Source organism: Pseudomonas sp. FP453 (genome assembly GCF_030687495.1).
Lineage (GTDB): Bacteria > Pseudomonadota > Gammaproteobacteria > Pseudomonadales > Pseudomonadaceae > Aquipseudomonas.
This window is the reverse complement of sequence record NZ_CP117435.1, coordinates 3,358,061-3,382,508: the sequence shown is the minus strand read 5'-3', so window position 1 is coordinate 3,382,508 and position 24,448 is coordinate 3,358,061. Positions and strand designations below refer to the sequence as shown.

The 24,448-nt window shown below is 62.8% G+C and carries 17 protein-coding genes and 1 pseudogene; 5 read left to right on the top strand and 13 right to left on the bottom strand.

Features of this window, described 5'->3' with window-relative positions; all coding sequences use genetic code 11:
* Position 1 precedes the first annotated feature (1 nt).
* From PSH87_RS15150 to PSH87_RS15140, 3 genes are all read left to right on the top strand, one after another.
* Positions 2-292 (top strand): DUF5629 family protein, encoded by a 291-nt coding sequence (locus PSH87_RS15150; RefSeq protein WP_305430041.1) that lies wholly within the window; start codon positions 2-4, stop codon positions 290-292.
* On the top strand, positions 279-1,454 hold the full coding sequence (locus tag PSH87_RS15145) for a lactonase family protein (protein ID WP_305430040.1): 1,176 nt from the start codon (positions 279-281) through the stop codon (positions 1,452-1,454). The genes PSH87_RS15150 and PSH87_RS15145 overlap by 14 nt, the downstream gene beginning before the upstream one ends.
* Positions 1,455-1,609: 155 nt before the next feature.
* Positions 1,610-1,789, top strand: a complete 180-nt coding sequence (locus PSH87_RS15140) for a hypothetical protein (RefSeq protein ID WP_017739136.1) — start codon at positions 1,610-1,612, stop codon at positions 1,787-1,789.
* A gap of 140 nt (positions 1,790-1,929) precedes the next feature.
* On the opposite strand, the gene PSH87_RS15135 is transcribed toward PSH87_RS15140, so the two are convergent.
* From PSH87_RS15135 to PSH87_RS15090, 10 genes and pseudogenes are all read right to left on the bottom strand, one after another.
* Positions 1,930-2,523, bottom strand: a complete 594-nt coding sequence (locus PSH87_RS15135; RefSeq protein ID WP_305430038.1) for a glutathione S-transferase — start codon at positions 2,521-2,523, stop codon at positions 1,930-1,932.
* A pseudogene (locus PSH87_RS15130) lies at positions 2,520-6,159 on the bottom strand (AAA family ATPase). The gene PSH87_RS15135 and the pseudogene PSH87_RS15130 overlap by 4 nt, the downstream one beginning before the upstream one ends.
* Positions 6,156-7,397 carry an exonuclease SbcCD subunit D C-terminal domain-containing protein gene (locus PSH87_RS15125; RefSeq protein WP_017739133.1) on the bottom strand — a complete coding sequence of 414 codons (1,242 nt, stop codon included), beginning with the start codon at positions 7,395-7,397 and terminating at the stop codon, positions 6,156-6,158. The pseudogene PSH87_RS15130 and the gene PSH87_RS15125 overlap by 4 nt, the downstream one beginning before the upstream one ends.
* 178 nt (positions 7,398-7,575) lie before the next feature.
* Positions 7,576-9,216, bottom strand: a complete 1,641-nt coding sequence (locus PSH87_RS15120) for a BatD family protein (protein ID WP_257783008.1) — start codon at positions 9,214-9,216, stop codon at positions 7,576-7,578.
* Complete coding sequence (locus tag PSH87_RS15115) at positions 9,213-10,952, bottom strand: tetratricopeptide repeat protein (protein WP_305430037.1); 1,740 nt, start codon at positions 10,950-10,952, stop codon at positions 9,213-9,215. Before PSH87_RS15115 ends, PSH87_RS15120 begins: the two co-directional genes overlap by 4 nt.
* Positions 10,949-12,037, bottom strand: a complete 1,089-nt coding sequence (locus PSH87_RS15110) for a VWA domain-containing protein (protein ID WP_257783010.1) — start codon at positions 12,035-12,037, stop codon at positions 10,949-10,951. Before PSH87_RS15110 ends, PSH87_RS15115 begins: the two co-directional genes overlap by 4 nt.
* Entirely contained in the window at positions 12,030-12,524 is a 495-nt protein-coding gene (locus PSH87_RS15105; RefSeq protein WP_017739129.1) for a DUF4381 domain-containing protein, read from the bottom strand. The genes PSH87_RS15110 and PSH87_RS15105 overlap by 8 nt, the downstream gene beginning before the upstream one ends.
* A complete protein-coding gene (locus PSH87_RS15100; protein ID WP_017739128.1) occupies positions 12,521-13,453 on the bottom strand; it encodes a DUF58 domain-containing protein in 933 nt (310 codons plus the stop codon). The genes PSH87_RS15105 and PSH87_RS15100 overlap by 4 nt, the downstream gene beginning before the upstream one ends.
* A gap of 5 nt (positions 13,454-13,458) precedes the next feature.
* On the bottom strand, positions 13,459-14,418 hold the full coding sequence (locus tag PSH87_RS15095; protein WP_017739127.1) for a MoxR family ATPase: 960 nt from the start codon (positions 14,416-14,418) through the stop codon (positions 13,459-13,461).
* Between the two features lie 278 nt (positions 14,419-14,696).
* Positions 14,697-15,050: a hypothetical protein gene (locus tag PSH87_RS15090; RefSeq protein ID WP_305430035.1), complete on the bottom strand. Its 354-nt coding sequence runs from the start codon at positions 15,048-15,050 to the stop codon at positions 14,697-14,699.
* A 479-nt stretch (positions 15,051-15,529) separates the two neighbouring features.
* Between PSH87_RS15090 and PSH87_RS15085 the strand changes: the two genes are divergently transcribed.
* The gene (locus PSH87_RS15085; RefSeq protein ID WP_017736126.1) at positions 15,530-20,398 is read left to right on the top strand and encodes an NAD-glutamate dehydrogenase; all 4,869 of its coding nucleotides are present in this window, start codon (positions 15,530-15,532) and stop codon (positions 20,396-20,398) included.
* A gap of 186 nt (positions 20,399-20,584) precedes the next feature.
* On the opposite strand, the gene PSH87_RS15080 is transcribed toward PSH87_RS15085, so the two are convergent.
* From PSH87_RS15080 to PSH87_RS15070, 3 genes are all read right to left on the bottom strand, one after another.
* On the bottom strand, positions 20,585-21,271 hold the full coding sequence (locus PSH87_RS15080) for a GntR family transcriptional regulator (RefSeq protein ID WP_017736125.1): 687 nt from the start codon (positions 21,269-21,271) through the stop codon (positions 20,585-20,587).
* A 17-nt stretch (positions 21,272-21,288) separates the two neighbouring features.
* On the bottom strand, positions 21,289-21,990 hold the full coding sequence (locus PSH87_RS15075) for a FadR/GntR family transcriptional regulator (protein ID WP_017736124.1): 702 nt from the start codon (positions 21,988-21,990) through the stop codon (positions 21,289-21,291).
* 158 nt (positions 21,991-22,148) lie between these two features.
* Positions 22,149-23,474 carry a C4-dicarboxylate transporter DctA gene (locus PSH87_RS15070; RefSeq protein WP_177325327.1) on the bottom strand — a complete coding sequence of 442 codons (1,326 nt, stop codon included), beginning with the start codon at positions 23,472-23,474 and terminating at the stop codon, positions 22,149-22,151.
* Positions 23,475-23,691: 217 nt separating this feature from the next.
* On the opposite strand from PSH87_RS15070, the gene PSH87_RS15065 reads away from it, so the two are divergent.
* Positions 23,692-24,321 carry a DNA-3-methyladenine glycosylase I gene (locus tag PSH87_RS15065; protein ID WP_305430034.1) on the top strand — a complete coding sequence of 210 codons (630 nt, stop codon included), beginning with the start codon at positions 23,692-23,694 and terminating at the stop codon, positions 24,319-24,321.
* The last annotated feature ends 127 nt before the right edge of the window (positions 24,322-24,448 follow it).

Genomic DNA, 24,448 nt, shown 5'->3' with positions numbered 1-24,448 from the left:
CATGACTGCCAACACCCTGACCACCGTCCTTGTCACCAGTGACATGCTTGAAATCGATGGCCTGCACGCGTTTGACTTCAGCCTCGATGCCCAGAAGTTGCTGATCACCGCCATGGACGGCCGTGCTGAAAAACGCTGGAGTTTCAGCCTGGAACAGGTGCAGGCCGCGACGTTTGACGACGCCCTGCAAAGCTGGACCCTCGTCGGCGATTCGGGCGAACACCGCCTGATCTGCCTGAGCGCGTTCACCGGCAACAATGACGACGAGGACGACACCGATGATGTTGCGTAAATTCTGGCCCCTGCTGATGGCAGGCAGTGTGGGGGCGATGTCGGTGCAGGCCGCGCCGGCCGAGACCTATGAGCTGTTGGTGGGCAGCTACACCGCTGGCACCAGCGAAGGCATCTACCGCTTGCAGTTCGACAGCCGCACCGGCAAGTTCCAAGGCCAGCCTGTCTTGGCCGCCAAGGCCGCCAACCCGTCCTGGCTGACCGTTTCCAAGGATCAGCAGCATCTGTTTGTAGTGAATGAGAACGGTCCGGGCCAGAAAGATCCGGTCGGGCGTGTCAGCAGCTACAGCATTGCCCCCGGCGATCATCAACTGACCTTGATCAACCAGGTACAAAGCCTGGGCAACGAACCGACTCACTCCAGCCTGTCTGCCGATGGCCGTTATCTGTTGGTCGCCAACTATTCGGTCCTGGAAGATCCGGGCGGTAGCCTGGCGATCCTGCCGGTGGATGCCAGTGGCAAGCTGTCACCTCCGGTGCAGTTGAGCGGGCACCCGGCCAGCCGCGTGAACCCGGAGCGCCAGGCGTCCAACCATGTGCATTCGGTGGTGTCGTCGCCGGATGGCAAGTACGTGTTTGTGCAGGACCTGGGCGCGGACAAGGTGTTTGCCTACCACTACGCCCCCGAGGCCAACCACGAGTTGCCACTGACCCCGGCCAACCCGGCGTCGGTGCAATTGCCACCGGGTAGCGGCCCACGGCATTTGCTGTTCAGCGCCGATGGCAAGCACGCCTGGCTGACCACCGAGATGAGCGCCCAGGTTGCGGTGTTCGATTACCACGACGGTCAGCTCAGCCAGACCCAACTGGTGGACTTCGCCGCTGGCCAGCCGGTGTCCGACAAGGCAGGCGCTGCGCTGCACGCGTCCAGCGACGGCAAGTTCCTGTATGTGAGCAACCGTGGTACGGCCAACCAAATGCTGGTGTTCAGCATTGACCCAGCCACCGCGCACCTCAAGGAACTGCAACGCCGTTCGGTAGAGGGCGACCATCCGCGTGAGTTCAGCCTGGACCCGAGCGGCAGGTTCTTGCTGATCGCCAACCAGAAAAGTAACGAAATCGTGGTGGTCGAACGTGACCCCAAGACCGGCCTTCTCGGTAAAACCGTGCAAAAAATGCCGATCGATGCGCCCAGTGATTTGAAATTCCTGGTGCGTCAATAAGCCACAGGCCCCGCAGTGCGGGGCCTGAGCCTTTCTATTAATTGCAGTGATATCGGCTACTGTTTCAAAGCATTTCTAAGGTTCAACCCTCGGGCGTAAGTTTGGTTCCAAGGCCTTCCCGGCCACTCAATCAAACGAACACAAGGGTTACCGCCATGAACTTCAATCTCTTCTCGATCATCGCTGCTTCCGCCGTTTCCGCCACCGTGGCCCTGCCGGCTGCCGCCAGCGTGGAACTCACCGGCAAAAAATCCAGCACCAGCGCCTACACCCAGAAGTACCTGCAACAGAGCGCCAATTTCTATGCCGCGCTGGATCACAAAGCCCAACACTGATCCAGAAGCTGGTGAGGTCAAATGTGGGAGCTGGCTTGCCTGCGATAGCATCAACTCGGTACCACTGATTCACCGAGGTGTCTGCATCGCAGGCAAGCCAGCTCCCACAGGAGTATTCCCACATTTGGATTGTGTTGCGTTCAAGCCTTTGCCATGACTGCGACAAAGAGCGGCGAATCCAGAAAACGCTGTAACCAACCCTGCAACCGTTTATACGATGTACCGGCAAACCACACTCGATCCACATGGGCAAACTGGCGCACAAACGGCGCCAGTGCAGCATCCGCCAGGGTCAGGTGGTTGGCCAGCAGGTAGTCCCGCTCGGCCAGCAACCCCTCCAATTTCTGCAAGAACACCTCGCCCTCGGCCCGATAATGTTCCATCGACTGTTCCGGGTAGCGCTCGGCGTACTTGTATCGATTCAAGTGATACTTGAAGCCCTGATCGTTCTCTGCGATCAACCCCAGGACTGCCGGATCACCCTGCAGCAACCAGTTGTCAGGATCATGCTGGGCCAGCGCCCATTGCATGATCTCCAGGCTCTCTTCAATCACCCGTCCATCAACGCTGAGCACCGGCACCGTGCCCTTGGGCGATAGCGCGAGCATCTCGGCCGGCTTGGCCTTGAGGCTGACCTCGACGATACGCACCGGCACGCCGGCGTAGCGCAACGCCAGCCGTGCGCGCATCGCGTAGGGGCAGCGGCGGAACGAATACAGCAGCGCTTCGCTCACTTGACCTCCAGGGTGCTCAAGCCGTTGCCTTGGCGCTTGACCTGGATCTGCACCGGGATGCGTTCGTGCATTTCCTGCACGTGGGAGATCACCGCCACCTTGCGCCCCTGGGCCTGCAAGCCGTCCAGTGCGTCCATGGCCAGTTGCAGGGATTCGGGATCGAGGCTGCCGAAACCTTCGTCGATAAACAGCGACTCGATCTTCAAGGTACTCGACGCCATGGACGCCAGGCCCAAGGCCAGTGCCAACGACACGAGGAAGGTCTCGCCGCCAGACAGCGAATGCACCGAGCGCAGTTCATCGCCCATCTCCGTGTCCAGCACCAGCAGGCCCAGCATGCTGCCGCCGCGCTTGAGGCGGTAGCGGCGCACCAGTTGGCGCAGTTGCACGTTGGCGTGGTGCACCAGCAGGTCGAGGTTGTAGGCATGGGCGATCTTGCGGAACTTGTCGCCGCTGGCCGAACCGATCAACGCTTCAAGACGCGCCCAGCGCTGCCATTCTTCATAGGCTTTGGCGGTGGTGAGTGCCAGGGTGTGGTTGGCGTCCTGGCGACGCTGGTCTTCGGACTGACGCGCGCGCAGTTCGGCGACAGCTTTCTCGCCATCGGCCAAATGCTGGTTCAACGCGGCCAGGGTATCGGCCAAAGCCTCGGCGTCGAGGTGGCCGTTGTGCAAGGCCTGGTGCTGGGCCAGCAGGTGTTCGCGTTCTTGCAGCAGGACCTGGGCTTGTTCGACGGCTTTTTCGCTGTGCTGCAACTGCTGGCGCAGCGCACTGACCTGCGCCTCATCGAAGGCCAGCAGGCGGTTGAGGCCGCTGTCGTCCAACTCGGGATGCAGGGCGCGCCATTCGCTGATGCGGGTGTCGAGGTGCTGTTGCTCGGCTTGCAGCGCGGTTTGGCGTTCCTGTTGGGCCTTGAGGTCGGCGGCCAGTTGCACCAAGCCATTGCGGGTGTCCTGCAATTGCTGGCTGGCATCGGCCTCGCTTTGGCGCGACTGGGTCACGGCCAGCTCCAGTTGCTGCTGCCAGTGTTCGGCGCTGGTGTGTTCGCCAAGCAGGGGCGCTGAGGGTTGCCTGTGCAGCCTGTTGCTGGGTGGCCAGTTCGCTGACCTGCACCAGCAAGCCATCCAGTTGCTGCTGGCGATGTTGCTGGTGGGTCTGTTGTTTCTCGATGGCCTGTTGGCGTTCCTGTTGTTCGGCCAGTTCATCGCGCTGGTGGCCCAGTTGCTCAAGACGCTGGCTGACCTGTTGGTCCAGTTGCATGAAGGTGGCCGCAGGCTCCTTGCGCAAGCCGTCCAGGGTATCGGCGGGCAACAGGCTGGCGAAGGCGTTGAGTTCTTCGTCGAGGCGCTCGCGGTCGCTGGACAACTCCCGTTGCTGGTCCACCAGCAATTGCCGGGCCTGCTGGCTGGCGTCCTGGGCGGCTTGCAGTTGTTGCTGCAAGCGCCCGGCGTTTTGTTGCAGGTTGAGCAGGGCGCCTTGGCGGTGTTCATCCTGGGTGATGCTTTGGGTCAGTTGGCCGAGTTGCTGGGCCAGCCAGTCGCTGCGCTTGGCCTGCTCCTGATTGAACAACGAAGCGGCTAACGGGTGCGCGTCCAGGCTGGGCGCCAGGGCTTGCTGTTGCGTAGCCAGGTGCTCCTGCTGTTGCAGGAATTCTTTCTGCTGGGCGATCAAGCCGCCGACTTCGCCGCGCAGCTCGTTGAGTTTTTCCTTGAGGGTGTCGACGGCTTTCTGCGCCGCCGCCTCTTCGTTGTCGTCATGGCGGCCGAGGCTTTGCAGCAGGGCTTCGGGCTGGTGATACGGATGTTCATGGCTGCCGCACACCGGGCAGGGCTGGTCATCCTGCAACCGCTCGCGCAACTCCTCGACACTGGCGCTGCGGGCCAGGCGTTGGCGTTCCAGCAATTGCCTGGTCACCGCCAGGGTTTGTTCGGCAACGGTCAGTTCGGCCTTGGTTTGCAGGCCCGTTTGGTTCAGTTGTTCGCGTTGCTGCTGCGCATCGGCCAGTTTTTGCGTGAGGGCTGCCGACTGTTGATCCAGCTGTCGCTGGTTGTCCCATAGGCGCGTCAGGTCTTCAAAGGCCCGTTGTTGCTTGCGATTGTCTTGCAGCAGGCTGGCCAGCAGCTGGATCTGTTCGGCCACCGCATGGGGTTCGGCGCCGGCTTCCTGGTACAAGAGGTCCAGGGCTTCGCGTTGCTGGGTGAAACGTTCGGCGGCAGTGGTGGCGCGTTGTTCCAACTGTGGCAGCTCGGTATGGCCCTTGTTTAGGCGATTGCCGATCAGCATCAGTTGTTGCAGGCGTTCGCGGTAAACGGTCCAGGCATCGCTCAACGGGGCGAGGGCGATGCTGCGTTCAAGGCCAGCGGCCAGGCGTTGCAGACGTTCGGCCACCTGGGACTGTTGTTCCAGCAAACCGTTCAGTTGGGTCTGGCCTTCGGTGCAGGCAGTTTCGTGTTGCAGCTTGTCGTCGACGCGCTTGGCCAGGTCCTTGGTCAAGTGGGCGAGGGTGCTCTGTGCTTCAAATGCCTGGCGCAACAAAGGCACGGCGTCGCCCTGGTTTTTCAGGGCGTCGGCGAGGGCGGCGTGCGCCGTTGCCTGCTGTTGCTGGGCCTGTTCCTGGCGGGCATTGAGCGTGGCCTGCTGTTCGATATGGTGCTGGATCTGCGCGGCCAGGGGCGACAACAGATTGGCCAGTTCAGCCTGGCGTGCGAACTGATGACGTTGCGGCGCCAACTGGTCCAGGCGGCTCAGGTCCTGGCGCTGCGGGCCTTGGCTGTCCCACTCGGCCTGGGCGCGCTGGAGTTGTTCGGTCGCGCTGAGTTGGCGCTCCTGCCATTCGCGCAACTCCTTGAGCCAGGCTTGCTGCGCCTCCAACTGCTTGAGTTGGGCCTGCTGGGTCTTGAGTTGTTGTTGCGCGGCGTCGAATTGCTGATCCAGTTCGGCGCGCGCTTCGGCGGCCAGGGGCACGACGCCGGTGGCCTGGTCTTGCAGCTGTTTGTGGGCGTCCCTGGCCTCCTTGGCCTTGTCGAACGCGCGGCGCCCGAGCTGGGTGTACAGCGCGGTGTCGGTGAGTTTTTCCAGCAGCTCGCTGCGTTCGTTGTCGTTGGCCTTGAGGAAGGCACTGAATTCGCTCTGGGCCAGCAATACGGCGCGGGTGAACTGTTCGAAGTTCAGGCCCAGGGCCAGTTCCAACTGGGTCTTGTATTCGGTTTTCTGGCTGGCGAGCAGTTGGTCGCTGTCCAGGTCGATCAGGCTTTGGCGGCTGTTTTGCAACTTGCCGCTGGCCTTGTCGCGGGCACGGTTGGCTTCCCAGCGCGCTCGGTAGCGGCGGCCGTTGACGCCGACGAAATCCACTTCGGCATAACCGCCACCGGTGCCCCGTCGCAGCAGGGTGCGTGGGTCGCCGATGGAAATATCGCTGTCGGCGTCGGGCATCTTGGCCTGGCCGGTGTCGCCCAGGCGCGGCACGGCGCCAAACAACGCCAGGCACAGCGCATCGAGCAGGGTGCTTTTACCAGCGCCGGTCGGCCCGGTGATGGCGAACAAGCCGGCACTGGCCAGCGGTTCGGCAGTAAAGTCGATTTCAAACGGGCCGGCCAGGGAGGCCAGGTTTTTCAGGCGGATGGCGAGGATTTTCATGCTTGTTCCTCCGCGTGTTGCACTTCGTGGAGCAGCACGGCGAAGTCCTTCAAGGTCTGTTCATCCACGTCACTGCCGTAGCTGTCCTGCCAGGCGCGGCTGAACAGTTCCTGGGGGGTGAGTTGGTCGAGTTCGATCAGGCGCGCTTCGCCTTCTTCCTCACGCGCACCATTGCCGGCGTATTCGGCGGCGATGCGCACCAGGCGCACAGCCTTGCCTTGCAGGGCGGTTTCGATTTGCTGGCGCAGGTCCGGTTGCGGCTCGTCGAGGCGCACGCGCACTTCCAGCCAGGGGTGGCGCTGGGTTTCGGCGAGCAGGTCGATGTCGGGCAGTTCGGCCAATGTCTTGAGGATATCCGCCAGAGGCGCAGCTTCCAGGCGTTGCAGGTCGACCGAGCGGGGGATCAGCAGCGGTTCGACGCTCACCAGGGCTTGACCCTGGAAGGTCACGTCGAGGATCTGGTGCTTGTAGCCGATTTCGGAAAACGACAGCGGAATCGGCGAGCCGCTGTAGCGAATGCGTTCCTCACCATTGACCTTTTGCGGCTTGTGCAAATGGCCGAGGGCAACGTAGCCGACACTTCTATCGAACAGGTTGGCCGGCAGTGCCTCGGCGTTGCCGATGATCAGGCTGCGCTCGGAGTCCTCCGACACCGAACCACCGGCCATGTGCGCGTGGCTAATGGCGATCAGCGCCTGGCCCTTCTTGCGCTTGGCATTCGCAGCGGCGATTAACCACTCATGTACCTGGCCGATACCACGCAGGTAATCGTCACCCAAGTGTGCCCCGGTGACTTCTGCCGGGCGCAGGAACGGCAGCGCCAGGCACCAGGCGGCGATCTTGCCCTTGGCATCCGGCAACGGGATCAGCAGGCGCTCGGCATCCAGTTGACCGTCATCCAGCCACAACACGCGACCGAGGGCATGGGTGCGCAGGCGCCGCATCAACGGCGCGGGCAATTCGATGCGCGAGCCGGAGTCGTGGTTGCCGGCGATCATCACGATGGTGAGGTTGGGGTTTTGTTCGTGGGCGCTGATGATGAAGTCATACAGCCGTTCCTGGGCCTTGAGCGGCGGGTTGACGGTGTCGAAGATATCACCGGCGATCAGCAGCGCGTCCGGGCGCTGGGTCTTCAGTTGGCCCAGCAGCCAGTCGAGGAAACAGGCGTGTTCGTAATCGCGTTCCTGGCCATGCAGGTTTTGCCCAAGGTGCCAGTCGGAGGTGTGGAACAGACGCAAGGCAAACTCCCTGGAGAAGATGAAAAGGAGGGGAGTTTACCTGTATTGCGCACACATCGCCCCCTGTGGGAGCTGGCTTGTGTGGGAGCTGGCTTGCCTGCGATGCAGGCGCCTCGGTTTGTCAGAGATACCGAGGTGATGCGATCGCAGGCAAGCCAGCTCCCACAGGGTTTAGCGGTTACTTGGGATAGAGCGGTGGCAGGCTGGTGGTGTCGGCGGTGGGGTCGGCTTCGCGTTCGGCCATTGGGATGGCTTTTACCGCGCGCCACAGTTCTTCACCCAGCCAATACTGGCCGCTTTCGCTGTAGAGCGCGCCGTTGAGACCGTCCAGCGCATCAGACAGCGGGATAAACCGAGCAGCCATCTCGGCCAGGGTTTCCGGTTGCTGCCGCGCCCAGGCGTCGAGGGCCTGGCGGGTGGCCTGGGGGTCGTTGGCCTGGGTGGCGCGCTTGAGGTCGTCGAGCAGGGTGCGCGGGCTGGGGCCGGTTTGTGCGGCACGTAGCACGGCGGGCTGCCTGCGCGCACGCCACCAGAGGCTGAAGCCGAGCAAGGTGGTGCAGGCCAGGATCAGCGTGCTGAGTTGCCACAACCACAGGCGGCTGTCGTCCGGCGCAGTGATGACGGTGGGCGTGGCGGGCGTATCCACCACCAGGCTTGGGTTATTGGCCACCTGCAAGGTGCGCGCCGGCAGGCTGGTGCGTTCCAGGTGGTCTTCGTGGGTGTTCCACCACACCACTTCCACCGCCGGCAGTTCCAGCGGGCCGACGCGGTTGGGCACCAAGGCTTCGCGGTCTTCGCGGCTGCCGATCAGGCCACGGTCGTTGGTCTGGTTGGCGAGCACCGGTTGGTCCGGGTAGCGGCGCAGGCCGTTGATCTCGCTGCTGGGCAGGGACGGCAGTTGCGCGCTGGACAGGCCTTCGGCCTTGACCGTGAGGCTGCGGGTCAGCGAGTCGCCGATCTGCACATGTTCAGGTTCGGGGTTCCAGCTTTCGTCGAGGGTCAGGCTCCGTGCCGGCAACCACGGTGCATCGGCGGGGTACAGCTCTGGCTTGGGCTTGACCGTCAGTGGCAGCGGCGCCGAGCTGACGTGGATCAGCTTGCCGGGCTTGGTGCCTTGCAGGGTGTTTTCCTGGGGCGGGCGTGATTCGACCAAGGTGGCGCTGAAGGTCTGCGCCGGAATATCCAGTACGCCGCTGTGTTGCGGGTAGATCGCGTAGCGGGTCTCGATCACGCCGTGGCGGATGCTGTTGATGACTTTTTCGTAGGTGCGCGACTCGCCCAGTTGCTCGACCCGGGCGTCGGCAATGCGCAATGGGGTGAGGCTGCTGTCGTCATACAGCGACACCGAGTGGTACACGCGCACCGTCAGCAGGGCCTGGGCCTGCACATACACGCTGCTCTGGTCGAGGTTGGCTTCGACAAACACCGGGGCCAGTTCGGCGTTGGTGTTCTGGCTGGCGGTCTCCACCACTTGCAGGCTGATGGGTTGGGTCGAGTACTCGCCCACTTGCAGCGGCGGGATCACCACGGTGCCGTTTTCCTTGGGCAGCAGGGTGATGATCCAGCGCGTGGTCGCGTGGTTGTCGCCGCCGAGGGTGGTGAGTTGGTTGAGCTGGCGGGTGCCGCTGACTTCGAACTGCGCGTCCAGGGGCGACAGGTCGGGTTTGCCGAACTGGGTGACGTCGCTGGATTCCACCGTCAGTTCCACCGTTTCCCCGGAGTTGAGGCGGCTGCGGTCAACGCTGGCGACCAGGTTCGCCGCCTGGGCGTGGCCTGCCGATAACGCGAGCAGAAGCAGTAGGGTGGGGCGGCGGCTCATCGAGTCTTGTCCTGATGTTGTTGCTGTTCGTACCAGAATTTACGGCGCAGCAGTTCGCCAGGGTTGTCGGGGATCTCCCGCAACCATTGTTCCAGGGCCTGGCGGTGTTCACCGTCGAGGCTCGCGTCGCTGGGGCGCAGCGGCGGGGTGGTGGTTTGCTCATCCCCCAGTTCGCTGCCCGGCACTTCGTTGCCACCGGGGTGGGGTGTGGCGCCGGTCTGGGTATCGCCGGTGCCGGCTTCGCCCTGGCCTTGGGACGATTGCTCGCCACCCGTGGCGTTTTGCCCGCTGGCGCCCGGTTGCGCAGTTTGGCCGGGTTGGGTGGTTTCGTCATCTTCGTTCTTTGCCGGTTTTTCAGGTTCCGGCTGCGTTTGCTCCTGCATCAGGGTTTCCAGCAGGGCTTTGTTTTTCAGCGCCGGCTGCAGGTCGGGCTGGGCTTCCAGAGCCTGTTCGTAGGCGTCGATGGCGGCTTCCAGTTCACCGGACCTGGCCAGCGCATTGCCTCGATTGTAGTGGGCGTAGGCGTCATTGCCTTCGGCAAAGCGTTTGATCGCTTCGGCGTAGTTGCCGGCTTCGTACAGCGCCACGCCTTGCCATTGCGGGTCTTGAAAGTGTTCGGCGGCTTCGGCGGGGCGTTTTTGCTTGAGCAGGTACTGGCCTTGCTGGTCGGGGCGCAGCCACAGGTCCTGCCACTCGAAGGCATAGCTGGGTTGTGGCGCGACCAGGAGCAACAGCGGCAGGCAGAACAACCAGCCGCGCCGCCCGGCACAGGCGGCCAGCAGCAGCAAGGGCAGCAGCAGCCAGTAACCCTGGTCGGCCCAGGTGTCGAGGTGCAGGCGCTGGCCGTCGTCGCGCAAGGCTTGCGGCGGGTCGAGCACGCCGAGCTGGCGCAGGTCCTTGTCATCCAGACGCGCGGCACGGTAGCGGCCGCCCATTTCGTTGGCGAAGGCCTTGAGGGTCGGGCTGTCGAGGCGCGGCACGAGGATCGCGCCCTGTTCGTCCTTGAGGAATTCGCCGCTTTCCTGGGTCACGGGCGTGCCTTCGCGGCTGCCGATGCCGAGGATCGACAGGCTCGGCGATTGCGCGCTTTGCAGCAGCAGGCGAATGCCCTGGCGCTCCTGTTTGGACAGCGACGAGCCGATCAGCAGCAGGCGTCCCTGGCCGAGGCCGCCACGCTTGAGCAGGTCCAGGGCTTTTTCCACCGCCAGGTCGGCACGATGGCCGGGCTCGGGCATGATCGACGGGCGCAGGGCTTCCAGCAGGTTGCGGCTGGTGGCCAGGTCGTCGGACAGCGGCACCAGCGTGTGGGCGCTGCCGGCATACACGACGATGGCGGTTTGCGCGTCGCTGCGCGCCTGCAACAAGTCGTAGAGTTTGCGCCGCGCCTGTTCCAGGCGGTTGGGCGGGCTGTCGGTGGCGAGCATTTCCGGGGTCAGTTCCAGCAACACCACCAACGGGTCGGACGGTTTTTGACTGGACTGTTCAACCCGCTGCCAGCTCGGCCCCAGCAGTGCCAACACGGCCAACAGCCAGGCGATGCCCAGCACCACCCACGGCGATTTGCTTTCGCGGCCGTTGCCACCACTGAGCAACACGGCATGGAAGGCCGGCGGCAGGATCATCTGCCAGCGCCCGGCGCGTTTCTGCCGATGCCACAGTTGCCACAGCAGCCAGCCGAGCAACGGCAGCAGCAACAGCCACCAGGGGCGGAACCAATGCGGCCACAGGTCGATCATCGCCGCCTCCGCAAACGCAGGCGTTGCAGGCGCTTGCGCCATTCGGGGTGCTGTTGCAGGAAAATCCCCTTGCTTGAGAGTTTGTTGAACAGGCGTTGCAGGGCGTTGTTCGGCCAGCGCTCCTGGATCACCAGCAACAGGCTCAGGATCAGCGCCAGGGCCAGCGGGCCGCTGTACAGCGCCTGCGCCGGTCGGGCCTGGGTCGGTTGTTGTTCGACCGGCTCGAGCTGGTCGAGGGTGTCCTTGATGGTTTGCAGTTCTTCGCCGTCGCGGGCACGGAAGTACTGGCCGCCGGTGGCCTGGGCGATGGCCTTGAGCGCCGGCTCGTCGAGGTCCAGGCTCGGGTTGACGCCAAGGATGCCCAGGGAACCGGTTTGCTCGGGGTCGGCGCCAATGCCGATGGGGTAGATCTTTACGCCTTCTTCGGCGGCCAGGCGCGCGGCGGTAAGCGGGTCGATCTGCCCGGCGTTGTTGGCGCCGTCGGTCACCAGAATCAGTACGCGGCTTTGTGCCGGGCGCTGGCGCAAGCGTTTGAGGGCCAGGCCGATGGCGTCGCCGATGGCGGTGTTTTTGCCGGCGATGCCGATGCGCGCTTCATCCAGCCAGGTGCGCACGGTGCGGCGGTCGAAGGTCAGCGGCGCTTGCAGGTAGGCCTGGCTGCCGAAGAGGATCAGGCCGACGCGGTCGCCTTCGCGCTCCTCAAGGAAGTCGCCGAGCAAGTGTTTGACCAGGCTCAGGCGGCTGATGTCGTCGTCCTGCCAGTGCATGTCGGGGAAATCCATGGAGCCGGACACGTCCACCGCTACCAGCAGGTCGCGGCCGCTGGCGGCAATCGGCAGCGGTTCGCCGAGCCATTCCGGGCGGGCGGCGGCGGTCAGCAGCAACAGCCACAGGACCACGAACGGCGCTTGCTGGCGCCAGCCCGGCAGGTTCACGCGGGCGCGGCGACGGGCCAGGCTTTCGAGGTCGCCCAGGTAGCTGACTTTCAACGCGGGCTCGCCGCTGTCGGCCACCGGCAGCACGAGGCGCATCAGCCAGGGCAATGGCAGCAGGGCGAAGATCCACGGCCAGGCGAACTCAAACATGTTTGCGGATCCAGGTGTCGACGGCTTGGGTCAGGCCGGCGATGGCCTTGTCGTCGAGTTTGCATTCGGGTTTATAGGCGCCCTCCACCAGCACCATCCAACGGGTGAGGCCCGCGGCGGGGCAGCGGTTGTCGAGAAACGCCAGCCATTTGCGGCCGTTGAGGGTGTGGCTCTGGCTGTAGGGGTAGTCGTTGCGGCACAGGCGCTTGAGCAGGCCGTTGAGTTGTTGCAGCCAGGCGCCGGCCGGGGCGCCGTCGTAGGGTTTGGGCATCAGCGCCAATTCCGCGAGGGCGGCAATGCGCAACGGGTCCAGCGGTTGTTCGGCACGGGCCACCGGGCGCCGCGCCGGCAGGAAGCGCCGCAGCGACCACAGCCCCCAGCCAAGCAGCGGGAGCAGCAGCAACAACAGCCACCAGCCCGGCGCAGGCGGCCAGAAGCCGATGGCCGGCGGGGCGATCAGCGGTTGCAGTTGGTCCAGGCTGCTCATTGCTTTTTCACCGGACGCTGCGGGTTGAGGTATTCGCGCAGTTGCTCGACCATTTCACTTTGGGTGCTCAAGGGCATCAGCAGCACCCGCAGTTTTTGCGCGAGCAATTCCCAGCGGGCGATGCGCGCCTCAGCTTGGGCTTTGTAGGCCTGGCGCAAATCGTAGTTCAGCGTATCCAGTTCAAGCAGCGCGCCGCGTTGCGCAAAACGCAGCAGCCCGGCGGCGGGCAGGGCGTGGTCCAGCGGGTCGGAGATCGGCAATAGCAGCAGGTCGCAATGGCGCGACAACAGGCTCAGTTGCTGCTCGGCGCCTTCGGTCAGGGCGCGCTCGTCGCAGATCACGATCACCAGGCTGCCGGGGCGCAAGACTTCACGGCCACGGCGCAGGGCCATGCCCAGGGCATCGGCTTCGGGGTGGCTTTCGGTGTTCAGGCTCTGGTTGACGCGCACCAGGCGGTTGAGCAGTTGCAGCAGGCTTTGCTTGCTACGGCGGGGTTTGATTTCGTAGTGCTCGTTGTCGCCAAACACCAGCCCGCCGACGCGGTCGTTATGCCCCAGCGCCGCCCAGCCGATCAGGCTCGCCGCTTGGGCGGCCAGTACCGATTTGAACATTTGCCCGGAGCCGAAAAACAGCCGGCAGCTTTGCTCGACCATGATAAAGATCGGCCGCTCGCGCTCTTCATGGAACAGCTTGGTGTGCGGCTCCTGGGTGCGTGCGGTGACGCGCCAGTCGATGGTGCGCACATCGTCGCCCGCCTGGTACACGCGCACCTGGTCGAAGTCGACGCCACGCCCGCGCAGCTTGGAGTGGTGCAGGCCGATCAGCGGGCTGCGCTGGCTGGGCGTGGAAAACAGCTGCACTTCGCGCACGCGATGGCGCATCTCGATCAATTCGCTGAGGGTGACGCGGATGCCATCGCTTGCGTTCATGGGGTTCAAGCGACGGCAACGACGTCGAGAATGCGTTGCACCACACGGTCCTGGTCAATGCCCGCGGCTTCGGCTTCGAACGACAGGATGATGCGATGGCGCAGCACGTCGAACAGCACCGCCTGGATATCTTCCGGGCTCACAAAGTCACGCCCGGCCAGCCAGGCGTGGGCGCGGGCGCAGCGGTCAAGGGCGATGGAACCGCGCGGGCTGGCGCCGTAGGCGATCCATTCGGCCATCTCCGGGTCGAACTTGGCCGGGGTGCGCGTGGCCATGACCAGTTGCACCAGGTATTCCTCCACCGCGTCGGCCATGTACAGGCCGAGGATTTCCTTGCGGGCGGCAAAGATGGCTTGCTGGCTGACCCGGCGCTCGGGCTTGGTTTCACCGTTGAGCGCTTCGCCGCGGGCCTGTTGCAGGATGCGCCGTTCGACGGCGGCGTCCGGGAAGCCGATTTTCACGTGCATCAGGAAACGGTCGAGCTGGGCTTCGGGCAGCGGGTAGGTGCCTTCCTGCTCGATCGGGTTCTGCGTGGCCATCACCAAAAACAGCGGCGACAGCTCGTAGGTGCTGCGCCCGACGCTGACCTGGCGCTCGGCCATGGCTTCGAGCAAGGCCGATTGCACCTTGGCCGGCGCGCGGTTGATTTCGTCCGCCAGCACCAGGTTGTGGAAGATCGGGCCTTGCTGGAACACGAAACTGCCGGTTTCCGGGCGATAGATCTCGGTGCCGGTGATGTCGGCGGGCAGCAGGTCGGGGGTGAACTGGATGCGATGGAACTGCGCCTCGATGCCTTCGGCCAACTCCTTGATGGCCTTGGTCTTGGCCAGGCCCGGCGCGCCTTCTACCAGCATATGGCCGTCGGCGAGCAGGGCGATCAACAGGCGATCGATGAGTTTTTCCTGGCCGAGAATCTGCGTAGAAAGAAAGGTTCGCAGCGCGAGCAGCGCTTCACGATGTTCCATCGATGACGGTTCCTGGAGAGGTGCGCCCTGGGGTCGAGTCAGAACGCCGGGCTAGGGAGGCTTACTTTAATGCATCGCGGGGTGTGGCGACTAACGGCGCGCGGGGTATTTTTAGGAAAACTTGTAGGATTTTTGTGTGTAGGACGTAAATTCTGCTGGTGTGGCTCGGTCCCTGTGGGAGCTGGCTTGCCTGCGATAGCATCACCTCGGTATCGCTGACAAACCGCGGTGCCTGCATCGCAGGCAAGCCAGCGCCCACATTTGATCGCTTGTGCAGCTTAGATTCGGGTGAAGGTGCCGGTGCCGTTGAGGATGTTCTGCAGGGTTTCTTCTACTTCGGCCATGTCTGAGGCAGCGGTGGCGTGGCTGATCTGCAATTGATCCTTGCCCCCCAGCGCGTCGGCGTCACCGGCAGCCAGTTCCACCAGCAGGGACGTGTCACCCAGGGTGACCTTCAGCCCATCCAGGGTCGATGGCTCGTAGTCCCAGGTCAGCTCCACTTCGTCTTCATCCGGGTAGCGGGTGAGCATGAACATCTCGCCGTTCTTGCCGTGGCAGCAGAGCATGGCCATGTTGTCTTCTTCGTCATCGCACGGGGTGACCATCAGCGCGTCGGTTGTCAGTTGCAGCATGGGGAATCCTGTCTGGGCGGGGCGTAATGCGGGCAATTGTGCCATTGCCGCGAATTTTGTGCTGCATCCTGTGTCAGACCCAGTGCATGACCTGACGCGTGCTATCAGTCATTTTCGGCACTCGGTGCAGTAAAAGTAGCTGGTTTTTTCACCGAAAATTTCGGGTTGCCCAAGTTGCAACCCCCAGCCTGCGTACCGATGACCGAATATGTCGCAGCACCGCAAGCAGCTGTCTTCCCACACTCGTTAAGCTGCGCAACGGATGTGCATGGGCCAGGCGCCTGACCTGCCCGTCGTACCGTCATCTGGCCCGGTGCGCATCTTGTGCAAGTTGTATGTGACCCCGTTGTCTTGTGCAGCTTCACCCACCTGTCGCTTTGATTCGCTATGGTTAACCTGCGAACAGAGCTGACGGTCTCCCCGCAAGGGGATAACACGCGACGCTTTCATCAATAACAAGCCCAAGCGGAGTACCACAGATGGCGTTCTTCACCGCAGCCAGCAAGGCCGACTTCCAGCATCAACTGCAAGCGGCACTGGCGCAGCACATCAGTGAACAGGCACTGCCACAAGTGGCGCTGTTCGCTGAACAATTCTTCGGCATCATTTCTCTGGACGAACTGACCCAGCGTCGCCTTTCCGACCTGGCCGGTTGCACCCTCTCTGCGTGGCGCCTGCTTGAGCGCTTTGACCACACCCAACCGCAAGTGCGGGTGTACAACCCCGATTACGAACGTCATGGCTGGCAATCGACCCATACTGCGGTTGAAGTGCTGCACCATGACCTGCCATTTTTGGTGGACTCGGTGCGTACCGAGCTGAACCGTCGCGGCTACAGCATCCACACCCTGCAAACCACCGTGCTCAGCGTGCGTCGTGGTGCCAAGGGCGAGTTGCTGGAAATCCTGCCGAAAGGCACCCAGGGCGAAGGCATCCAGCAAGAATCGCTGATGTACCTGGAAATCGACCGTTGCGCCAATGCCGCCGAACTCAACGTGCTGAGCAAAGAGCTTGAGCAGGTGTTGGGCGAAGTGCGCGTCGCCGTGGCCGATTTCGAACCGATGAAAGCCAAGGTCCAGGACCTGCTGGCCGGTATCGACGCCAGCCAGTTCAGCATCGACGGCGAAGAAAAGGCCGAGATCAAGAGCTTCCTGGAATGGCTGGTGGGCAACCACTTCACCTTCCTCGGCTATGAAGAGTTTGTGGTACGTGACGAGGCGGACGGCGGTCATATCGAATATGACGCCGATTCTTTCCTCGGTCTGACCAAGCTGCTGCGTGCCGGCCTGACCGCCGAAGACCTGCGTATCGAAGATTATGCGGTGAACTACCTGCGTGAACCGACGGTGTTGTCGTTCGCCAAGGCGGCGCACCCGAGCCGCGTACACCGTCCGGCCTACCCGGACTACGTGTCGATCCGCGAAATCAGCGCCGACGGCAAGGTCATCAAGGAACACCGCTTCATGGGCCTGTACACCTCTTCGGTGTACGGCGAAAGCGTGCGCGTCATCCCGTATATCCGTCGCAAGGTGGCCGAGATCGAACGCCGTTCCGGCTTCCAGGCCAAGGCGCACCTGGGCAAGGAGCTGGCGCAAGTCGTTGAAGTGCTGCCCCGCGACGACCTGTTCCAGACCCCGGTGGACGAGCTGTTCAGCACCGTGATGTCCATCGTGCAGATCCAGGAGCGCAACAAGATCCGCGTGTTCCTGCGCAAGGACCCGTACGGTCGTTTCTGCTACTGCCTGGCCTATGTGCCGCGTGACATCTATTCCACCGAAGTGCGCCAGAAGATCCAGCAAGTGCTGATGGATCGTCTGAAAGCCTCGGACTGCGAATTCTGGACCTTCTTCTCCGAGTCCGTGCTGGCTCGCGTGCAGTTGATCCTGCGGGTTGACCCGAAGAACCGCCTCGATATCGACCCGCTGCAACTGGAAAAAGAAGTGGTGCAGGCCTGCCGCAGCTGGCAGGACGACTACGCCAGCCTGGTGGTGGAAAGCTTCGGCGAAGCCCAGGGCACCAACGTGCTGGCGGACTTCCCGAAAGGCTTCCCGGCCGGCTACCGCGAGCGTTTCGCCGCGCATTCGGCCGTGGTCGACATGCAGCACCTCAACAGCCTGACCGAAGCCAACCCGCTGGTGATGAGTTTCTATCAGCCGCTGGGCCAGGTTTCCGGCCAGCGTGAGCTGCATTGCAAGCTCTACCACGCCGACACCCCGCTGGCGCTGTCCGACGTGTTGCCGATCCTGGAAAACCTCGGCCTGCGCGTGCTGGGCGAGTTCCCGTATCGCCTGCGCCACGCCAACGGCCGCGAGTTCTGGATCCATGACTTTGCGTTCATCGCCGCCGAAGGCGTGAACCTGGACATCCAGCAGCTCAACGACACCCTGCAAGACGCCTTCGTGCACATCGTGCATGGCGACGCCGAGAACGATGCGTTCAACCGCCTGGTGCTCACCGCCGGCCTGCCATGGCGCGACGTCGCGCTGCTGCGTGCCTACGCCCGTTACCTCAAGCAGATCCGCCTGGGCTTCGACCTTGGCTACATCGCCAGCACCCTGAACAACCACACCGACATCGCCCGCGAGTTGACCCGGTTGTTCAAGACCCGTTTCTACCTGGCGCGCAAGCTCACGGCCGAAGACCTGGAAGACAAGCAGCAACGCCTGGAGCAAGCGATCCTCAGCGCCCTGGACGACGTTCAGGTGCTCAACGAAGACCGCATCCTGCGTCGCTACCTGGACCTGATCAAGGCCACCCTGCGCACCAACTTCTACCAGACCGACGCCAACGGCCAGAACAAGTCGTACTTCAGCTTCAAGTTCGACCCGCGTGCGATCCCTGAGCTGCCCAAGCCGGTGCCGAAGTTTGAAATCTTCGTCTACTCGCCACGGGTTGAAGGCGTGCACCTGCGCTTCGGCAACGTCGCTCGTGGTGGCCTGCGCTGGTCCGATCGTGAAGAGGACTTCCGTACCGAAGTGCTTGGCCTGGTAAAAGCCCAGCAAGTGAAGAACTCGGTCATCGTGCCGGTGGGTGCGAAGGGCGGCTTCCTGCCGCGTCGCCTGCCACTGGGCGGCAGCCGTGACGAGATCGCGGCCGAGGGTATCGCCTGCTACCGCATCTTCATCTCCGGCCTGTTGGACATCACCGACAACCTGAAGGACGGCGCCCTGGTGCCACCGGCCAACGTCGTGCGTCATGACGACGATGACCCGTACCTGGTAGTGGCAGCGGACAAAGGCACGGCGACCTTCTCCGACATCGCCAACGGCATCGCCATCGACTACGGCTTCTGGCTGGGTGATGCGTTTGCTTCCGGTGGTTCCGCTGGTTACGACCACAAGAAAATGGGCATCACTGCCAAGGGCGCGTGGGTCGGTGTGCAGCGTCACTTCCGTGAGCGCGGCATCAACGTGCAGGAAGACAGCATCACCGTGGTGGGCGTCGGCGATATGGCCGGTGACGTGTTCGGTAACGGCTTGCTGATGTCCGACAAGCTGCAACTGGTCGCGGCCTTCAACCACCTGCACATCTTCATCGATCCAAACCCGAACCCGGCCACCAGCTTTGTCGAGCGCCAGCGCATGTTCGAGCTGCCGCGTTCGGCCTGGACCGACTACGACACCAGCATCATGTCCGAAGGCGGCGGTATCTTCTCGCGCAGCGCGAAGAGCATTGCCATTTCGCCACAGATGAAAGAGCGCTTCGACATCGCGGCCGACAAGCTGACCCCGACCGAACTGCTGAACGCCTTGCTCAAGGCACCGGTGGACCTGTTGTGGAACGGCGGTATCGGTACCTACGTCAAGGCCAGCAGCGAAAGCCATGCCGACGTGGGCGACAAGGCCAACGACGCGCTGCGCGTCAACGGCAACGAGCTGCGCTGCAAGGTAGTGGGCGAGGGCGGTAACCTCGGCATGACCCAGCTGGGTCGTGTGGAATTCGGCCTCAATGGCGGCGGTTCCAACACCGACTTCATCGACAACGCCGGTGGTGTGGACTGCTCCGACCACGAAGTGAACATCAAGATCCTGCTCAACGAAGTGGTGCAGGCCGGTGACATGACCGACAAGCAACGCAACCAGTTGCTGGCGAGCATGACCGACGAAGTCGGCAGCCTGGTGTTGGGTAACAACTACAAGCAGACCCAGGCCCTGTCCCTGGCCGCGCGCCGTGCCTACGAGCGTGCAGCCGAGTACAAGCGCCTGATGAGCGACCTGGAAGGCCGTGGCAAGCTGGACCGCGCCATCGAGTACCTGCCGACCGAGGAGCAGCTCGTCGAGCGCGCCGCGACCGGCAAGGGCTTGACCCGTCCAGAGCTGTCGGTGCTGATTTCCTACAGCAAGATCGACCTCAAGGAAGCGCTGCTCAAATCCCTGGTACCGGATGACGACTACCTGACCCGTGACATGGAGACCGCGTTCCCACCGAGCCTGGTGGCCAAGTTCGGCGAAGCCATGCGTCGCCACCGCTTGAAGCGCGAGATCGTCAGCACCCAGATCGCCAACGACCTGGTCAACCACATGGGCATCACCTTCGTTCAACGGCTCAAAGAGTCGACCGGCATGAGCCCGGCGAACGTGGCGGGCGCGTATGTGATCGTGCGTGACATCTTCCACCTCCCGCACTGGTTCCGTCAGATTGAAGCCCTGGATCACCAGGTGTCTGCCGACGTGCAACTGGAGCTGATGGACGAGCTGATGCGCCTGGGCCGCCGTGCTACGCGTTGGTTCCTGCGCAGCCGTCGCAACGAGCAGGACGCTGGTCGTGACACCGCGCACTTCGGTCCGCACCTGGCGGCGCTGGGCCTCAAGCTCGACGAACTGCTGGAAGGCCCGACCCGCGAAGGCTGGCAGAACCGCTACGGCAAATACACCGAAGCCGGTGTACCGGAGTTGTTGGCGCGCATGGTTGCAGGTACGACTCACCTGTACACCTTGCTGCCGATCATCGAAGCCGCCGACGTCACCGGGCACGACGCCGCCGAAGTGGCCAAGGCCTACTTCGCCGTGGGCAGCGCCCTGGACCTGCCGTGGTACCTGCAGCAGATCAGCGATCTGCCAGTGGCCAACAACTGGCAGGCCCAGGCCCGCGAAGCGTTCCGCGACGATGTGGACTGGCAGCAACGGGCGATCACCATTTCGGTCCTGCAAATGGCCGATGCGCCAGAAGACATGGAAGCCCGCGTGGCCCTGTGGCTTGAGCAGCACAAGGACATGGCTGATCGTTGGGTGGCGATGATGGTGGAGATTCGTGCCGCTGTGGGCACGGACTACGCCATGTATGCGGTAGCCAACCGTGAGTTGCTGGACCTGGCGTTGAGCGGTCAGTCGGTGTTGTCACCGGTTTGATCTGACGCTGAAAACAAAAGCCCCCGTATCGCGAGATGCGGGGGCTTTTTTGTTTGAATTGGAATGCGATCACTGTGGGAGCTGGCTTGCCTGCGATAGCGGTGTATCAGTGACATATGTGTTGGCTGACCCACCGCTATCGCAGGCAAGCCAGCTCCCACATTTGGATGTGTTTATCCCTTGGGATCAGTGGTGTTTGAGTAATTTGGATTCCAGGTGGTCCAGGTGCTGGGTCATCAGGCTCACGGCGGCGGTGGCGTCGCGTTGCTCCAATGCATCCACAATCGCCATATGCTCCTGCCACGCGCAGTAGGTGCAGGCTTTCGCCTCGTACTGGGCAATGACCAACGACGTCAGCGGCACCAGGCTGTTGAGGAACTGCGCCAGCGGCGCATTACGCGCCATCGCGGCCAATTGCAGGTGGAACTCCCCGGACAACCGAATCGCCGGCCCACGCTGGTCGCGCTCGATGCACTCGCGCTCGCGGGCGATCAGCTCGCGCAACTGGCGCAGTTGCGTAGGCGTGGCGTGCACGCAGGCCAATTGCACCACGGTGATTTCGGTCAGGCGCCGCGCCTCGAGGATCTGCCGGGTTTGCTGGGCATCCGGCGCGGCCACTTGGGCGCGCTGGTTGGGGCGCAGGATGATCACTTGCTGGTGTGACAGTTTGGCCAGTACGCGACGGATCACGCTGCGGCTGACACCAAAGGTCTCGCCCAGGCTCTCTTCGGTAAAACGACTGGCCGGCGCAATGCGCTGTTCGAGGATGGCATCGAACAGGCGCGGGTAGATGTCGTCCACCGAGGGCTTTTTACCGGCGATCAAGCGCAGGGCAGGGAAGATAGGATCGCGTTGCAACGCGTAAGCGGTCATGGCCAGTCTCCAATAAATCAGCTGCCCAGATGGTCATCCGGGATGTTCAAGCGAATGCCCATGCGCAGGCCTTCCTGCAGGATGTGCCGACGCATCTCGGCACTGGCCAGGGCGCTGTTCTTGTTGCGGATGGCGCGCACCACCGCCTCGTTTTCGCGCAGGCGTTCGGCCAGGTGCTCCGGTGAGTTGCGCAGCACCTGGGCGCTCTGCTTGAGGGCGTTGCTGGTTTGCTGCACCACGTTCTGGAAGATCGGGTTGGAGGTCAGGGCGAACAGTTCTTCATGGAAGCCGATGTAGGCGTTCATGCCGGCTTCGGCGTCTTCGGCGTCGAGGGCTTCGCGCATGTCCATCAGGGTCAGGCGCAGTTGGCCGACTTCCTTGCTGCTGATGGATTGGGCGACGAGACCGACGATGAAGGGTTCGAGGGTGTAGCGCAGTTGCAGGATATCTTCCAGGCTCGCGTCGGCCACGGCGTCGCTGGATTGTGGTTCGCTGACGCTGGTTTCCAGCACCACCACGCCTTTGCCGGGCATGGAGCGCACCAGGCCGAGGGTTTCCAGGACGATCACCGCTTCGCGCAGGCTGGGGCGGCTGATGCCCATCTGTTCGGCCAGCTCGCGTTGGCCGGGGAGCATTTCGCCACGGCGCCACTGGCCGCGCTTGAGGGCGGCGCGCAGTTTTTCTACCACTGAATTGACGACGGTTGAGGTGCTGATCACGTCTACGCCTCCTTTAAGTTGCAAACACAATAGTTAATCCAGCGAAGATCTAGTGTGGGAGCTGGCTTGCCTGCGATAGCAGTGTGTCAGTCAATCCATCCTTTACTGATACACCGCTATCGCAGGCAAGCCAGCTCCCACATTGGATGTGTGTTTTCCTAGAATTCTTGGTGCGCCGGCACTACCGGTTTCTTGGCCTGAAAGGCATACCCTTGCTGGCCTTCGAGCACCTTGTTGGCGCGCTGCAGGTCGATGTCTTTCTCCCAACGAGCAATCGCCACGGTAGCGACGCAGTTGCCGATCAAGTTGGTCAGTGCGCGGCCAATGCCCATGAACCAATCCACCGCCAGCACCAGCACCAGGCCCACCACTGGAATCGCCGGGATAGCCGTGAGCGTCGCCGCCAGGATCACCAGCGCCGACCCCGGAATGCCGTGGGCACCCTTGGAGGTGATCAGCGACACCAGCAGAATCGTCATCAGATCGGTCATCGACAGCGGCGTGCCAGTGGCGTTGGCGATAAACACGATGGCCAGGGTCAGGTAGATCGAGAAGCCGTCGAGGTTGAACGAATACCCCGTTGGAATCACCAGGCCGACGGTGGAGCTGCCAATGCCCAGGTGCTCCAGTTTACGCATGATCTGTGGCAGCACGGCGTCGGAAGAAGCGGTGCCCATCACGATCAGCAGTTCTTCGCGCAGGTACTTGAGCAGCGGCAACATGCGCAGGCCGGACAGGCGCATCACCAGGCCGAGGATCAGCCCGACGAAGGCGAAGCAGGTGAGGTAGAACAGGCCCACCAGGCTGCCCAGGTGTTGCAGCGAGTCCAGGCCGTAGGTGCTGGTGGTGAAGGCAATCGCCCCAAACACACCAATCGGCGCCAGGCGCACGATCATGCCCATGATGCGGAAGATCACATGGCTCAGCTCGTTGATCAGGCGCGAGATGCCCGATGCCGCTTCGCCCACCAGGTTCAGCGCGCTGCCGAACAACACCGAGAACAGCAGCACTTGCAGCACGTTGTTCTCGGCGAAGGCGCCGATCACCGAGTTGGGGATCAGGTCCATCAGGAACTGGCTGGTGCCGCGGATGTGCTGGCCTTTGTCGGCCAGTTCATTGAGGCCGGCGGACGACAATTGCTCCAGGTGGATATTGGCGCCTTGGCCAATACCGGTGCTGAAGGCCATCACCAGGCCTATCACCAGGGCGACGGTGGTGAGGATTTCAAAGTAGATCACCGACTTGAGGCCGATGCGCCCGACTTTCTTCAAGTCGCCGGCGCCAGAGATGCCGCTGACCACCACGCAGAACACGATCAGGCCGATCAGCATTTTGATCAGCTTGATAAAGCCGTCACCGAGGGGTTTGAGTTGTGTGGAGAATTCGGGAAGGGCCAGGCCGCAAACAACGCCTAGCATCAGGCCGATCACGACTTGCAGGAAAATCGAACGCGAGCACCATCTGAGCATGGGAGGGATCTCTATTCGGTGCCCTGGTGGTTCCAGGGCTTAATTGTTGTGGTCTTACCGGTAAGTCCAGTGCGCAGCCAGTCTACGCTCGGCTTTTTTGAAATCACAAGTAAAAATTCGGTGGTTGACCGGACCCGGTCTGACCAGTTGGTCGGCGAGGGCGATGCTTGAGCGGTTGGTGGGCTGGAAATTTTTTCGCTTATCATCCGCCGCAAGACACACGAGGTGATGGATGGACCGACCAGGACTGACCACCGACGCCACCGGGCAGACCTACTGCACCTGGCGCACGTCGGCGCCGCAATACCCGGATTACCACGACCACGAGTGGGGCGTGCCGGTGGCTGACGATATCCAGCTATACGAGAAGATCTGTCTGGAAGGCTTCCAGGCGGGCATGGCGTGGATCACCATCCTGCGCAAGCGCGAACAGTTCCGGGCGGCGTTCGAGGGCTTTGACTTTCGCCGGGTGGCGCAGTACGGCGAGGCCGATATTGAACGACTGATGCAGGACGTGGGCATCGTGCGCAACCGGGCGAAGATCGTGTCCACGATCAACAATGCACGCAGGGCGTGTGAGCTAGTGGATGAGACGGGGTCGTTGGCGCGTTGGTTGTGGGCGTTCGAACCGGCTGATGAGGAGCGCCCGGCGCGGGTGGATATGGCGTACTGGACGGGCAACCCGACCTCGCCTGCGTCGGTGCGCTTGTCGAAAGCGCTGAAGAAGCGTGGCTGGACCTATGTGGGGCCGACCACGATGTATGCGTTGATGCAGGCGATGGGGATGGTCAATGATCATCTGGAAGGGTGCCTGTGCCGGCCCCGGATCGAGCAGTTACGGCGCCAGTTCAAACGACCCTAAATCCCTGAAAACACACAGTTCAAACTGTGGGAGCTGGCTTGCCTGCGATAGCGGTATGTCAGTACCAGATGTATTGGCTGACCTACCGCTATCGCAGGCAAGCCAGCTCCCACAGGGTTTTGTGGTG